This is a genomic window from Candidatus Nomurabacteria bacterium, assembly GCA_023898425.1.
In the GTDB taxonomy this organism is placed as follows: Bacteria; Patescibacteriota; Patescibacteriia; order 2-12-FULL-60-25; family 2-12-FULL-60-25; genus HK-STAS-PATE-2.
This window is the reverse complement of the sequence record CP060222.1, coordinates 461,213-474,462: the sequence shown is the minus strand read 5'-3', so window position 1 is coordinate 474,462 and position 13,250 is coordinate 461,213. Positions and strand designations below refer to the sequence as shown.

General features: G+C 41.8%; 17 protein-coding genes and 1 pseudogene. 4 read left to right on the top strand and 14 right to left on the bottom strand.

Annotation, left to right across the window (positions count from 1 at the left end; all coding sequences use genetic code 11):
* Position 1: 1 nt before the first annotated feature.
* The 6 genes from H6759_02855 to H6759_02830 all read right to left on the bottom strand — a co-directional run bounded on the left by H6759_02855 (position 2) and on the right by H6759_02830 (position 5,818).
* Positions 2 to 535, bottom strand: coding sequence for a hypothetical protein (locus H6759_02855; protein ID USN52970.1), 534 nt, complete (start codon positions 533 to 535; stop codon positions 2 to 4).
* A 367-nt stretch (positions 536 to 902) separates the two neighbouring features.
* On the bottom strand, positions 903 to 1,262 hold the full coding sequence (locus tag H6759_02850; GenBank protein USN52969.1) for a hypothetical protein: 360 nt from the start codon (positions 1,260 to 1,262) through the stop codon (positions 903 to 905).
* Positions 1,263 to 1,264: 2 nt separating this feature from the next.
* On the bottom strand, positions 1,265 to 1,738 hold the full coding sequence (gene bcp / locus H6759_02845; GenBank protein ID USN53037.1) for a thioredoxin-dependent thiol peroxidase: 474 nt from the start codon (positions 1,736 to 1,738) through the stop codon (positions 1,265 to 1,267).
* 219 nt (positions 1,739 to 1,957) lie between these two features.
* Entirely contained in the window at positions 1,958 to 2,221 is a 264-nt protein-coding gene (locus H6759_02840; GenBank protein USN52968.1) for a helix-turn-helix transcriptional regulator, read from the bottom strand.
* A gap of 95 nt (positions 2,222 to 2,316) precedes the next feature.
* Positions 2,317 to 4,092, bottom strand: coding sequence for an ABC transporter ATP-binding protein (locus H6759_02835; GenBank protein ID USN52967.1), 1,776 nt, complete (start codon positions 4,090 to 4,092; stop codon positions 2,317 to 2,319).
* Positions 4,079 to 5,818, bottom strand: coding sequence for an ABC transporter ATP-binding protein (locus H6759_02830; GenBank protein USN52966.1), 1,740 nt, complete (start codon positions 5,816 to 5,818; stop codon positions 4,079 to 4,081). Before H6759_02830 ends, H6759_02835 begins: the two co-directional genes overlap by 14 nt.
* Positions 5,819 to 5,931: 113 nt before the next feature.
* Here H6759_02830 and H6759_02825 point away from each other — a divergent pair, with 113 nt between their 5' ends.
* The gene (locus H6759_02825; protein ID USN52965.1) at positions 5,932 to 6,675 is read left to right on the top strand and encodes a hypothetical protein; all 744 of its coding nucleotides are present in this window, start codon (positions 5,932 to 5,934) and stop codon (positions 6,673 to 6,675) included.
* Positions 6,676 to 6,748: 73 nt separating this feature from the next.
* Complete coding sequence (locus tag H6759_02820; protein ID USN52964.1) at positions 6,749 to 7,657, top strand: hypothetical protein; 909 nt, start codon at positions 6,749 to 6,751, stop codon at positions 7,655 to 7,657.
* A 40-nt stretch (positions 7,658 to 7,697) separates the two neighbouring features.
* Here H6759_02820 and H6759_02815 read toward each other — a convergent pair whose 3' ends face one another.
* The gene (locus tag H6759_02815) at positions 7,698 to 8,096 is read right to left on the bottom strand and encodes a cupin domain-containing protein (protein ID USN52963.1); all 399 of its coding nucleotides are present in this window, start codon (positions 8,094 to 8,096) and stop codon (positions 7,698 to 7,700) included.
* Between the two features lie 71 nt (positions 8,097 to 8,167).
* Between H6759_02815 and H6759_02810 the strand changes: the two genes are divergently transcribed.
* Entirely contained in the window at positions 8,168 to 8,560 is a 393-nt protein-coding gene (locus H6759_02810; GenBank protein ID USN52962.1) for a hypothetical protein, read from the top strand.
* Between the two features lie 182 nt (positions 8,561 to 8,742).
* Here the strand turns inward: H6759_02810 and H6759_02805 are convergent, their stop codons facing one another.
* The 6 genes from H6759_02805 to rsgA all read right to left on the bottom strand — a co-directional run bounded on the left by H6759_02805 (position 8,743) and on the right by rsgA (position 11,856).
* Complete coding sequence (locus H6759_02805; GenBank protein USN53036.1) at positions 8,743 to 8,865, bottom strand: hypothetical protein; 123 nt, start codon at positions 8,863 to 8,865, stop codon at positions 8,743 to 8,745.
* A gap of 20 nt (positions 8,866 to 8,885) precedes the next feature.
* Positions 8,886 to 9,068: a DUF1697 domain-containing protein gene (locus H6759_02800; GenBank protein USN52961.1), complete on the bottom strand. Its 183-nt coding sequence runs from the start codon at positions 9,066 to 9,068 to the stop codon at positions 8,886 to 8,888.
* Positions 9,069 to 9,081: 13 nt separating this feature from the next.
* Entirely contained in the window at positions 9,082 to 9,912 is an 831-nt protein-coding gene (locus H6759_02795; protein ID USN52960.1) for a GIY-YIG nuclease family protein, read from the bottom strand.
* A gap of 92 nt (positions 9,913 to 10,004) precedes the next feature.
* Positions 10,005 to 10,268 (bottom strand): YdeI/OmpD-associated family protein, encoded by a 264-nt coding sequence (locus tag H6759_02790; protein USN52959.1) that lies wholly within the window; start codon positions 10,266 to 10,268, stop codon positions 10,005 to 10,007.
* 9 nt (positions 10,269 to 10,277) lie between these two features.
* Positions 10,278 to 10,904, bottom strand: coding sequence for a DUF4386 domain-containing protein (locus H6759_02785; protein USN52958.1), 627 nt, complete (start codon positions 10,902 to 10,904; stop codon positions 10,278 to 10,280).
* A 13-nt stretch (positions 10,905 to 10,917) separates the two neighbouring features.
* Positions 10,918 to 11,856, bottom strand: coding sequence for a ribosome small subunit-dependent GTPase A (gene rsgA / locus H6759_02780; protein ID USN52957.1), 939 nt, complete (start codon positions 11,854 to 11,856; stop codon positions 10,918 to 10,920).
* A gap of 302 nt (positions 11,857 to 12,158) precedes the next feature.
* Here rsgA and H6759_02775 point away from each other — a divergent pair.
* A pseudogene (locus H6759_02775) lies at positions 12,159 to 12,377 on the top strand (VOC family protein).
* Positions 12,378 to 12,428: 51 nt separating this feature from the next.
* Here H6759_02775 and H6759_02770 read toward each other — a convergent pair.
* The gene (locus tag H6759_02770; GenBank protein ID USN52956.1) at positions 12,429 to 12,947 is read right to left on the bottom strand and encodes a hypothetical protein; all 519 of its coding nucleotides are present in this window, start codon (positions 12,945 to 12,947) and stop codon (positions 12,429 to 12,431) included.
* Positions 12,948 to 13,250 lie beyond the last annotated feature (303 nt).

The window sequence follows — 13,250 nt, the reverse complement described above, 5'->3', positions numbered from 1 at the left end:
TCTATTTCTTCAAAATGAGGGTTTTATGCTCATTTGTACTCTGGCTTGGAATAAGAGTTATCGAATTATTTTTGATAGAATCGGTTTTAAAATACCAAGTTCCTTTGGCTTTATTTTCATATCCGGCATACATACCTTCCTGTATCTTCGTGTCGCCGAGTAGTTCTCTGGCTTGAAGATAAGGACACCTCACTCCTATCTGATAAGGCATCGTGTCTCTATATCTGGTAGAAACATAAGCGAAATGATATGAACAATCAAAGCTAAGATTGTCGGTAAGATTGGTCACGAGTAATTTTTGATAACGATTGAAGCCGTTCGTATATGGATCGAGTGTTGTATCTACAGAAAAGGCGAGCTTATATTCATTATCGACGCTAGAAACGTGCCATGTACCAGCTATATCATGGTAAGCCTTTTCATAAGTCATCGCGCTTTCATTGACGCGCACTTGCTCTTTATACTTAAGAAAAAGTGAACCTATTACATATAGAAGGGCAGCTAGAATGAAGATGGCGACTAACCCTTTTTTCATCTTTGATCCACGAGGGTATCTGCTAAAAATGAACCCATGATAGAGGATTAAAGCCGCGAACCAACCAACAGAAAACATTATCGCAAAAGGAAGAAAGAGTAGAACGACCACGTCTCCACGTCCCGTTTGTGGCCAACCAAAAACACCATCAGCATAATTTGGATAAGTGCTAGAGGCCCAAACTGTGTTAGCGGGATGATAAGCGTCCCCAAGATGGCCGTGAGAATGGTATCTAAGATTGGGCGTGTCGTTGTAATGGGTTGTTGGATCTTCATAGTAAGCCTGTTATTCTATTGAGTTTGATGGGAATGTGCTCTCATTAATGAGATTGATTGGTGGCGAAGGAAGATTGATGCCTCGCGGAGGGTTAGATTTTTGGTTTACAAGTTGGTGAGCCGAAGGCTCCGTCGATCTGACAGAATGCCCAAATAAAGATTGAGAGCCAAGCGACAGTAGAGATGGCTAGGGTGAGTCTGTATTTCCATTCAGCCCGCTTAAGGAGAAGTGTCATGAGAATAAACATCACTATGGTCACAAATATAAACGCTCCCCAGACTGAGCCTGAGCCAGCAGGACTTTGAGTGATGAGCGAAAAGACAAGGTCTATAATTGGGACCGTGACGATAACGAGAAAAGTAAAAGGATCCCCCAAAGAGGAGGGAAGCAACGAGAAGCGCCCCTTGAGAATCTTCTCATAGAGATCTTTGTTAATACGCTGAGAAATCATACTTACTTTTTCAGCTCCTTCATATCCTTCAAAATTTCCTCTACATGTTCTGCAGGTTTCACGTTCTCGTAGATCTTTGCGATTTTACCTTCTGGATTGATGAGGAAGGTCCAGCGCAAGATGCCCATATATTCACGGCCCATGAATTTCTTGAGCGACCATACGCCATAGTCATTTACGGTCTTCTTTTCTTCATCAGAAAGCAAAGTGAATGGCAGGTCATATTTATCCGCAAACTTTTGATGTTTCTTTTGGCTATCAACACTTACGCCATAAACAGTGATCCCTAGTTTTTTAAATTTAGGAAGGTTATCGCGAAAAGAGCAGGCTTCTACCGTGCAACCAGGTGTATCGTCTTTGGGGTAAAAATAAAGCACGACCCACTCCCTTTTTTTATCCGCGAGTTTGTGCATGACACCGTCTTTATCAGGCAAGTTAAAGGCAGGTGCCTTTGATCCAATTTTAAGCATATGGATGAATGATAGCATGAAACATCGCATAGCATGCCCCCTACCCCGGTTTCTTTCTACGGTATTGAATTTACGATGTACAAAAAAATACCCCTTCCCACACTTGTGGAAGGGGTTACGGAATCCAAAACCCCTTCCCGAATGGGGAAGGGGTCAACGGCTACATACCGTACATCATCAATATATCTAGTCGTTGGGGGTAGGGTGTATGGCAGATTTTTGTCTTTAGACCAAGAGATCTTCTACGCGGCAACCAAAGACCGTGCTGATACCCATAAGGGTTTTAACGGTAGGGTTTTTGTTCGCGCCTGATTCAAGCTTGATGATGGTATTGTAGTTTACCTGTGCTTTCTCAGAGAGCTCGCCACGCGTTAAACTCATAGCTTTGCGGCGTGTTTTAACGTTAGGGCCGATCTTTGAGATGTCGTATACAGGAAGCTCTGGGCTTACTGCTTCAGGCATTGCCTGGGTGATAGGTGTTTCAGTCATAATAATCAATTGCTATTAATATGTCGGGAGTATGGGGTCTATATAATTTATTGTCAAGACTTTGAGATCCGAATTTGTACAGATTATTGTTGACACTAACTTTCACGCTTGCCGCTCATTAAGAGCTTTACGGCCTCATCAAAAGAGCCTGCTGGAGTGATTTTGCCACCATTCACAAAGAAAATTTCGTCAGCATTTTCGATGGTATTAAGGCGATGAGCGATAATCACGCGAGTGGTTTTCTTCGGGAGGGCTTGTAAAGTTGTTTCGAGTAATTGCTCTGTGACGGTATCAATGTTTGCGGTGGCCTCATCTAAAATCAATAGATCAGGCTCGCGAAGGACGGCGCGCATAAAGGCAATGAGTTGTTTTTGACCAAGACTCATACCGTCGCCACTACCATTGATTTGCGCTTCTAACCCTCCATCAAAACGCATGAGAAGATTTTGTAGGCTAGAAGCTTTGAGTGCCGCAATCTTTTCTTCAGTTGTTTTATTTTCATAGAGATCGTTGCCGTAAAAGATATTATCAAGCAATGAACCCGTAAATAAGAATGGTTCTTGAAGGATAAAGCCAATGCGCTTTGCGCGTTCTGCGGGCTCATAGGTACGGATATCTTTACCGTTGATAAAGACATGTCCTTCGGTTGGGTCATAAAGACGTGCCATAAGGGAGGCCGTTGTTGTTTTACCACCACCCGTAGGTCCTACGAGCGCATAGGTTTTGCCCGGAGCAAGTTGAAAAGACTCTTTGTGCAAGACTTCCTTGCCCTTAGTGCCATCTTCGCTATCTGGATAACGAAACATCACATCTTTAAATTCAAGAACAAAAGCTTCATTTGCTTTTTCTTGAGAGGCTTTTACTTCGAGGTCATTAACCTCTTCGAGAATAGCGGAGACACGGTCCCAGCCCGCTAGCGCAATTTGAAGCGATGACCAAAGTTGTGCAATCTGACGCAATGGTTGGTAGAAGCGATCCAAGTAGATTAGAAAACTCAATAAGGCACCGATAGTAAGATTGCCAGCGATGATAAACGAGATCGCCACACCGATAACCGAAAGCTGAGCGATATTTGATGCAAGATCATAAACCGGTGAGAAGATACCATTTGCAAGTCCTGCATTAAGAGATGCCTTGAAATTGTTTTCGTTTACTTGTGCAAAACGCATTCTAAAGTAATCACGACGATCAAAGGCGACAATCACCTTAAAGTTATCGAGACTTTCTTGAAGCGATCCACTCATGGCGCCTGTTGCCGCAAGACTTGCTTTGCTCTTTGCTTTGATCCAACCAGAAATAAGCTGCGTAAAGAGGAGCGTCACAATTGCCGGAGCAAGCGCAATAAGACCTAATTTCCAATTAATCACCAAGATAAAGACGGCGGTACCGATCAGAATAAAGATACTGCCCGTAAAGCGCATGATAGTTTCAGAAAAAAGTTGGCTGAGTTTTTCTGTGTCATTATTAATGCGCGAAATCAAATCCCCTGCTTTGTTGCGGTTAAAATACGAAATTGGTAGACTTTGAAGTTTTTCGAAAATCGTATTGCGTAACTTAAAGAGCATGCGTTGTCCGATGCTGCCCATAAGTTTCATTTGCACATAGCCTGTGCCAAATCCAATCGCGAATAATACAAATAACGCCGCAGCGACTTTTAAGACACCGTCAAAGTTTTTCTCGGCAATAAAGTGATCGACCGTATAGCCAAAGAGCAATGGCGCAGAAACATTAATGCCAGAGACGGTTAAAATCGCGAGCAAAGCAAAGAGAAGATTACGTCGTTCATTGTCCATTAATGCCCAAATGCTTTTTGCGGCTTGTAATGCGCTCCCCTTTTCTTTATGTTTGGGTTCAAGATTAGTCGTTTTCATAATGATTGGTGCTACGTTGTGAGCGTTCGATTTGAACGTATTCTGGAGAAGTTTTCATAAGCTCATCGTGTGTGCCACGAGCAAGCAGTTCGCCTTCCATAAGAAGTAAGATCTTATCGTAATCAACGACAGGCGCGATTTTTTGCGTGACGGAAATTAATGTGAGATGCGGATAGTTTTTACGAATATTTGCTAGGATACGCGCTTCTGTATTGCCGTCTACACGAGCGGTGAAATCATCCAAAAGTAATACATTTGGATCTAAAGCAAGAGCGCGTGCAAGCATAATGCGTTGCTTTTGACCGCCAGAAAGACTCGTACCACGCTCTGAGACGAGCGTATTGAGCCCTTCAGGCAAAGTGGTAATGAAGTCTTGAAGTTCAGCTGTTTCGATAGCTTTTTGGACAGCTTCTTCGCTCGCATTGCTACTAAAGGCGATATTTTCTTGAAGAGACAAGTTAAACATCACACTGTCTTGAAAGACGATAGCAACGGCAGAATGAAAATACGTGGATTCGTATTCGTTAATAGAATGTCCATCAAAAGTAATTGTCCCCTCTTCTGGCAAGATAAGACCAGATAAGACATTAAGCAATTGTGTCTTGCCAGCAGCCGTTGGACCGATAATGGCTGTACGTGTCCCAGCTTTGACCTCGAAGGAAACCTTTTTGAGAATCGGTTTATTATCAAAGGTTAATGACACATCACGAAAATCAATATCTCCGCGTAGATCTTTTGTGATGGTACCTGTTGGTTTCTCTTCTGGAGCCTCAAGCACTTGAACGATACGTCCATAGGAGGCGCCGGCACGAGCCATCATATTGCTCATAAAACCAATCATGATGATTGGAAAAATAAGCATCGCAAGATAGCTATTAAATGCGGCAAGGTCACCAAGACTCATTGAGCCCTGGATCACAAAATGACCACCGAGCGTCAAAATAATGAGACCAGCAATATTTGATACAAAAGTAACAATCGGAATCATGGCAGCAAACATCGTGAGAATTTGCATCCCGATGCTCTTTGCTTCGGTATTTGTTTTTAAGAATTTTTCGTATTCACTTTGTTGCGCATTTAATACGCGAATAAGGGCCGCACCAAGAATGCTTTCATTGATAATCTTATTTAAGCTATCAACAACGCCTTGTGACTGTTTAAAGAGTTCTCCGGCTTTAGAGAAAATAAGCGCAAAGGTAATACCTACTAAAGGTAATACCAAAACAACGGCAAGGGCGAGTCTCCAGTTTGTTGTAAAGAGTAAGATGCTCGCACCAATAATCAAGAAGACTGACGATACAAGCGTTACAATACCCATAGAAACAAACATCTTAATCCCATCTACATCAGAGGTAAGATTGGTAAGTAGTTTTGAGGACGTTTGTTTTTGAATCTCACTAAAGGATAAGTGCGACACTTTGTCTGCAATATTCTGGCGCAATTCTCGTGCAACGCGTTCTGATGCATAGCTTTGCAAAATATTTTGCAAATACGTCATAACCGAGATAACGAGAGCAATGCTTAAAAACGTGACAACAAAAGTTGATAAGACAAAATGACCGGCCGTAAAGCTGTCGATGGCTTTTGCGATCACTTTTGGTACAGCTAGATTTAGCCCATTGCTTGCAATCGTGAACAGCAACATGCCAAAGATAAGCCAACGATATGGCTTAAGTAAGCCAAAAATACTTGGTCCTTTTGGCTTTCGTTGTTTCGTGTTTTTCATAGGAAAGGACCATAGTTAAGCATAATATGAGAAAATAATCTAGTGGTACCCTATGTTTTCATAGAGTGGATAAACAAGTTGCCCCAGTTGGCGATAATTGGTACATTTGATTCATGTCTATCAAACATTTCTCTACAACCAAAAAATCTACCTTATCCATTGCGGCTTTTGTCGCTGTCCTTCTTGTTCTTGGTGTTTCGGAAGCTGTGTCTGTACACGCCGAAACCGTACCAACAACAAAGTGCGTAACCACAGCAACAAAGAAAACGCGCGACGCTGCTGTGGCGCAGATGGAGAAGGATATTGCTCCTTATAAAAATAGTGCAGATTCATCAGGTGTAATTGCCTACTATAAAGAAGAGTTAGACATAGCTTGGGAGGCAATGGAATACCCTTACTGTGGTTTTGGCGCATATGGCACTACCTCAGCGATAAAATCCTATAACAAAACGATTTCACGAGCGCGCTCAAAATTTCTTACGGATATCAAATCAAAGAAAGTGGTCGCAGAAAAAGTGATAGCTCCAGCTGTAGAAAAAGCTCCTGTAAAGACCGAGGTAAAAATTGAAGCCAAAGCTGAGGCAAAAGCCTTAGTAGCTCCAAGCCCTAAACGAACGCCAATCGTACGAGGTTTGCACCGAGGCCAACGCTCAGAGCAAGTAAAGGAATTGCAGCGCAGACTTGTTGAATATTTTAAACTCACGCCAGAGAGTGATTATATTACCGGGTACTTTGGTCCACTCACGCAAAAGTATCTCATCAAGTATCAAATAGAGAAAAAGGTTATCAAATCAGAAAAAGAAGCTGGCGCTGGTCTCGTTGGTCCAAAGACCACGGCAACGCTTAACGCAGAGTAGTCACCCCCCAGGGGTGACTTTTTCTTTTGTTTGTGATAAGTCGTGGATAGCGTTCTTTACAAAGAGGTGTGTGATGTCAGATTTACTCGAGAAGGTCAAAGGTGGACAGGTAATCGAGGCTGTCTTTATTGAGATGGTTCGCAATGCGATGGCGGTGATTAGGAAGCAGAGAACCTATTTCACAACAAAAGCCAAGCTTGGATTCTCTGGTGAGCTAGACGATGTCTGCACATCGGCGGACCTTGCAGCTCAAGCAACCTATACAAAGACACTGCGCGAGCTGTTTCCAGACTACGGCATTATCGCCGAAGAATCAGATTTGCGCTTCGAAAGTAGCGCTTCGCTTGATGAGGCCGTTTACTTCACGATTGATCCCCTTGATGGGACGAAGGCCTTTATCCGGTCACAATCTCATGGGATCGGTACCATGATCGCGCTTGTGCGCGGGAGCGAGGTTGTTGCGAGTTGCATCGGCAATGTAATGACGCAAGAGCTCTATAGTCAGGCACCTGAAGACGCCGGCGCATGGCGTATTGATCATTTGAATCATCGTCAACCACTGGTGCCAGAATTCGAGCAACCGCTTTCACAACAGTATGCGCTGATTCGTGATCGACCTGAGATGCATTCGACCATGGTGAAGCGAATGCTCGAGATGCGAGCAAACGGTGGTCTTTGCAAGAGCTTTCAGACTGCCGACGGAAGCGTCGGTCTTAGTATGGCGCGTCTTTGGAACGGTGAAGTTGGACTCGTCGTCCAACCACCTACTACCGAGACGCCTTGGGATGCGACGCCCATTATCGGCATCAACCAGCGTCTCAATATTCTGCAACTTCAACAGAATGACGATGGCTACTTTGTGCCTAAGCCGTATCGCCTCATCACGTCTCCTGTTGATCAGGATGAGACAATCTATCTACATCGGTCACATCTCGAAGAATTCATGCTTTGGCAAGAAAAAACATTCGAGCGATTTCGATGAATAAAACAAGACCTCCCGCTACTCGGGAGGTTATTGCTTTCTATGATTGTTCTGTTGTATGACCGTCAAAGTGTTCTTCGGCGGCATCTGCTTCGGCTTTGGTGTGATGGACTGTACCGTCTTCGTGCTGAGGAGGGGTATAGATGCTGTAGAGTTTTAAGTCTTCATCACCCGTATTTATGACATTATGTAGAGTGCCTTCTGGGATCAAGATTGCAGAGCCATCTTCTACTTCATGTTCAACGCCATCTAGAATGACCTTGCCTTTTCCTGCTTCGACGCGAAAGAATTGGTCGAGGTCATGGGTTTCGGCGCCAATTTCTTCTCCTGCTTTTAACGACATGAGAACAATTTGGCTTTTGGTACTGGTATAAATAACGCGACGAAAATCGGTATTCTCAAGAGCGCTTTTTTCAATATTTTGGACAAATCCGTGCATAGATATCGTAATGAGTGGATTAGTCCGTCAATCTTAACACAGAATGAGTATTCGCGTGCTATACTCCAAATATGAAGAATGAATATATCCCAGGTGTCTGTAATATTGGTCGCGAAGAGATTCGTATGCGTTGGGTAACGGGTTGGGTTGGGTTAGCTATTACTGTAGCGATTTGGGTTGGTCTAATGGTGAGCCAATCCCCTGCGCAGCGATATGTCTGGCTCTTTGTGCCTGCTTTTGTATCTGCTTTAGGCATATTGCAAGCCTCGATGCATTTTTGTGTTGCCTTTGGCGCAAAAGGATTATTCAATTTCAAGCCACAAATTGGCAAAACAGAAACGGTTGATCAAATGGAGTTTCGTGCCAAGGATCGTGCAAAAGCCATTCGTATTATGCTTTACGCCTTTGGAATCGCCACGATCGTTACCGGTATCGCCTACTTTACCGCTGGTTGGAGTAATTGAGCGAGTTTTCTGACGGTATTTACATTACGCGCCGTCATGTTTTTGTAGACCAAAGTGCCAATGAACTTATTCATGGCACTTTTTTATAGTTGTCACGATCGATATGCCAAATAATAGCTCCAGGTACGTATAAAAGCTCATCAATCCCCTCTTTTGTATCAATAAGGTTGATCGTAGACTTTTTATCGTAGTCGTCCCAGAGAAAAAAGTATATCGGTTTTCTGCTCTTTATCGTTCTCCCAATCTTTTGGAATTTTCTTAGTAACATTTTTAATATTCTTTGCTGATCGTACAATAACCGGAATAACAAACTTAAATACCTTTTCTAAAAAGGTTCAATGGTATCAAAATTTTCCTTTGTTGAAGAAAAGATAACGTTACCAGAATTGATATAAGTTGAGACGTCCGTATAACCCATCTTTTCAAAAGCCATTTTCAACTTTGGCATTTCTACTTTGTGGTTTCCACCGACATTAATGCCGCGGAGTAAGGCGATGTATTGAGGCATAGGGCTTTCGATTTTACGGCTCTAGTTCTTTAAGTGTCTTGTTCTCTTTTGTCTTCCATTCAGTCAAGCCGTTGCTAGAGGTGCCTCTAACCATTGCAGCGGCTAAACTTGGGGACGAGAAAAGATGATCTTGAGTAAATACTAGATGTTTAGACCCTTGAGGTACTAATACTCCGTTCTGTAGAAGTTGTTTGTAGTATCTATAGCAAGGAAGCTTTTCAAAGCTTGGGGTATGTGCTTTTCGAGCCAGGCTACCTTTCATCACTAAAAGTCCATCTTGATTGTAAAAGCCATTTGCATTTGAGTCTTTACTGTTTAGTATAACTTCAAAACCTTTCTCCTTTGTGCGTGTCTCGATATCTTCATTTACGCCTAAAATCGTGTAGCCAAGGCTTAGCAGTATATCTGAAGCTCGGTCCACAAAATCATCTAAAGCATCTTTATCAGATGCTTTGATTGTAGGGCTTTGTGGCGAGGTAGCATTTTCTAAAGTTGCAAGCCCGTCTAATTTTACACGTTCGGCTAATACGTATTCTAAATATTTTACATCAGTTTTACCAATTTCTGGTGAAGTAAAGGCGATAAACGTGGTCCAATCTGCTCGATTTGCATTATGTTGAGATAATCTATCACTAAGTGTATCAGTTTCTCCAATGTAGATCTTATTTTCATCACTTAATAAAAAGTAGACAGCAGGCATATTCCCTTCAGGAAGTGTCTTTAGCCGCTTCAAGGCTGATCTAGGTGCGATAATTGCTTGGCCGTTCCAATTCGCTAGTTTAGCGATTTTAATTCCATAAGGTGAACCATCCAACAGAACGATTGTGATAGATTTTGAGCGCATATATTAGTTAAGGATAAATGATTTCTGTGAAGCAAACATTTGTTGAAGGATACCTACTTTGCATGTTCTTCAAAACAAAAAAACGATCGTTGTTAAAGATTTTTAATACGATGACTACATCCAGGCCAACAGCAAGGACGACGCTTACCTTTTAACAAATCTTCTTGAAGACGCTTGAGGTGGTTGAGGCGGGTTTCTTCTTTTTTAAACGCTGTAACCCAACAAATCCACTCGTTACGTGCGAGCGGTGTGAGACCATTCCAAAGCTCAAGGACTTTTGGTTTAGACGTAAGAATATCCGCTAAATCTTTTGGGATTCTGTGAACGACTCCTGTAGCGATCTTTTCTTTAGGCATAATTAAGATTTATTGTACCTGAATTTCTTGACGCGGTAATGTAAATCCTTTGAGAATAAGCCAAAGAGCCAATAGCATCTCAAAGAGTCCACCAGCTATCACAAAGGTAAGCCCTGTTTTGACACCAACAAACTCTAATACAACTCCCAAAAGAAGTGAGCTATACCCAACGATTCCCCACATCGCCAAAAACGGTGGGATCATTTTTGTTTTAAAAAGCGTTAGCGTAAAAGGAATACTTCCAGCAGCGAGAACAAGCATGGCAAATTGATACGCATAAAAATTGCCTTTGATGGCAAGTTGAGAGCTGATATTGGCATCAGCGCCAAGCAATAACCAAATAACGCCAATAATGAGCAAGGTTGCTTCGATAATACGTGCGCTAAGATACCCATTTGCTATCACCTCGCTTGATCGTTTTAAGATGGGATAAAAAAGTACACCAATAGTAATAACAAAAAGAGAATTACACGCCATCAACAAAGCGCCGATCCCAACAAGCATCCCGCCTCCCCTACTTGTAACAGCGTCTGATAAGAGACTGTTGCCGATACCGTAGGCAAAGATCGCGCCAAGAAAAAGTGCGCCGATCATTTTTGCTGTTAAAGATTCTGTATTGATGTTTTTGCGTATCATAGTTTAAAACAAGTTAGCGTTTCTTTTTTGGTGATGCAACGCGTTTTCTATCGCGAGTCTGTTCTTTTTTTGCCGGTTCATTTTTTAGCTTAAGATAGTTCGCTAGCTGACGTGCGGTGATTTTACCTTCTTCGACAGCGGCTAAAACAGCACATCCTTTGCTCTTCACATGATCACAATTGCTAAATTGACACTCATTTGCGAGTTCGTCGATGGTGTTAAAGGCAGTTGTTTGCTCATCTGATTCTTCTGAAATCATCCCTAATTCGCGCATTCCTGGCGTATCAATTAGATAGCCACCATTTGGCAGAGTAAATAGCTGTCTAGCAGTGGTTGTATGTTTTCCGCGACTATCATCACTACGAACATCTTGGGTTTCTTGTTTTTTGTCATCAAGTAACCAATTGGTAATGGTTGATTTTCCTGCACCAGAAGATCCAAGTAAAACAATAGTTTGTTTTTTCTTGAGGTATTCAAGAAGTACGGTCATATTAGCGCCTGTCTTTGCGCTTACAAAATGAATTGGCGTGTGACCGGCGATTTTACTGACGGCTTCTAGATAGGTAGAGACATTGTCTACTTGATCAACTTTATTTAAGACAATAGCCGCCGCTGTATGACTTTGTTTTGCTAGCTGCAAGTAACGTTCAATACGACTTAGATTAAAGTCACCATCTAACCCCATGACAATAAAAATACGATCAACGTTAGTGACAATGATTTGTGTCTTATGTGTTTCTGGATCACGACGAGAAATAACAGATGTTCGAGGCAAGATTTCTTCAATCGTCGCTTTGTCATCATCCGCCATACTAAATGTCACGTAGTCCCCCACTTTTGGAAACGTCTTTTCGGTAAAAAAGTTTCCGCGTACATTCGCGAGGTATTCTTTACCTTCGGAGAAAATACGATAATTCGTTTTATTTTCTGTTATAATTCGGCCTCTTTGCATAAGGGTTATTATAGCAGTATCACAGTCTTATTGGTAGAAAACATCTTAATGATTGGGAATTGGACGCTTAAAGTACATGCTTGCGCATAGAGCTAAAAACTTATATTATAAGTCACAAGCAATTTAAATGAGAGAGATTTGCGATTATTTAAGATTGATCATAAATACAAACTTAAAGAAAAGCGATTCAAAGGTTTGGCATAGAAGTCCTGTTTGGTTTTTAGACGGCAATCCTGTGGTGGCATACGCCATCAGAAAAGCTGGCAACGTTTCGTTGATGTTTTTTAGTGAAAAAAGCTGAAGGTGCGGCAGGACCTTTAGTTAAAATGAAAGGATTCACAGCGGGTGGTAATAGCACCATCGTGTATTTTTCTAGCGAAGATTGCAGCATTGAAGATGCTCGTGTTGTAGAAGCTGGTGGAAAAATTCATAAACCAAAGCTATCTATCGGCGAATATGGACATATGACTCTCGCGAGTGACACTGAGGGTAATATGATCGGTATACATTCAATGAAATAACTGTGACAAAAATAATAAAACCCACTGACAATCAGTGGGTTTTATTGTGGGTTAAAGACTGCGAATATATTCTTCAATTACGTAGTCTCTAGCTTCTTTTGAGGCTTTGTAATATTCCACAACATCCCCATACTCTTTAGGAACATCAAAAATACTATGTTTAATGATTGGGCCCCATGACCATTTTGAAATAACAGTATTCTGGCCATCTACAAGGCCAACATGAGAGATAGACCCATCATTTGCACGATAGAGAATCATGTCCCCTTTTTCTGGCGAAAGACTTATCGTCAAAATTTTTTTGTCTATCATAGCTTCAAAGGTAGTGCCCAGATTGCGCGTAAATTCCCAGCCAGCATTACCGAGAAAACGTTGGTCGTTTTGAAGGCCTAGAGCATAAAGAAAACAGTTATAATTTTTCTCTTCTTCGGGTGGAAAATCAATTATTTTGAGTTCGGATGGAATTTGCGAAAACGTATATTTTCTAAATAGATCGGTTCTCCACCAACGATCCTCGTTTTCTGAAGAAACTAATTCACTGAGTATATTGCGGATTTGTTCATTATTCATAGAGCTCCCTAATATTGAGTTTGGTTAGTATAAGTTAAGTGGAAGAGTAAAGACAATGAATTCATAATTTGCTAGGCTTAAAGAATGAAAAAGACCTTGTTTAAGTCTGATAAATACAAAAAAGCCCGAGGTGGTTACTCTCGGCTTCTTCAAATTTCATGCGAAAAGTGTAATGAAGTCATCTTCATGTATCAAAAAGATGGGCCAGGATTTTAAAACGGATATATATTGATCGTATCATCGACCTAAAAATATCATTAACGAATAAGTCTCTTGATTGCCCTGCTTGCAATGAGGTATTGG

Bases quoted from the DNA above. Each gene is read 5' to 3' on its own strand.
- H6759_02855 (USN52970.1), bottom strand. From the start codon at position 535: ATGAAAAAAGGGTTAGTCGCCATCTTCATTCTAGCTGCCCTTCTATAT.
- H6759_02850 (USN52969.1), bottom strand. From the start codon at position 1,262: ATGATTTCTCAGCGTATTAACAAAGATCTCTATGAGAAGATTCTCAAG.
- H6759_02840 (USN52968.1), bottom strand. From the start codon at position 2,221: ATGACTGAAACACCTATCACCCAGGCAATGCCTGAAGCAGTAAGCCCA.
- H6759_02835 (USN52967.1), bottom strand. From the start codon at position 4,092: ATGAAAACGACTAATCTTGAACCCAAACATAAAGAAAAGGGGAGCGCA.
- H6759_02830 (USN52966.1), bottom strand. From the start codon at position 5,818: ATGAAAAACACGAAACAACGAAAGCCAAAAGGACCAAGTATTTTTGGC.
- H6759_02825 (USN52965.1), top strand. From the start codon at position 5,932: ATGTCTATCAAACATTTCTCTACAACCAAAAAATCTACCTTATCCATT.
- H6759_02820 (USN52964.1), top strand. From the start codon at position 6,749: ATGTCAGATTTACTCGAGAAGGTCAAAGGTGGACAGGTAATCGAGGCT.
- H6759_02815 (USN52963.1), bottom strand. From the start codon at position 8,096: ATGCACGGATTTGTCCAAAATATTGAAAAAAGCGCTCTTGAGAATACC.
- H6759_02810 (USN52962.1), top strand. From the start codon at position 8,168: ATGAAGAATGAATATATCCCAGGTGTCTGTAATATTGGTCGCGAAGAG.
- H6759_02800 (USN52961.1), bottom strand. From the start codon at position 9,068: ATGCCTCAATACATCGCCTTACTCCGCGGCATTAATGTCGGTGGAAAC.
- H6759_02795 (USN52960.1), bottom strand. From the start codon at position 9,912: ATGCGCTCAAAATCTATCACAATCGTTCTGTTGGATGGTTCACCTTAT.
- H6759_02790 (USN52959.1), bottom strand. From the start codon at position 10,268: ATGCCTAAAGAAAAGATCGCTACAGGAGTCGTTCACAGAATCCCAAAA.
- H6759_02785 (USN52958.1), bottom strand. From the start codon at position 10,904: ATGATACGCAAAAACATCAATACAGAATCTTTAACAGCAAAAATGATC.
- rsgA (USN52957.1), bottom strand. From the start codon at position 11,856: ATGCAAAGAGGCCGAATTATAACAGAAAATAAAACGAATTATCGTATT.
- H6759_02770 (USN52956.1), bottom strand. From the start codon at position 12,947: ATGAATAATGAACAAATCCGCAATATACTCAGTGAATTAGTTTCTTCA.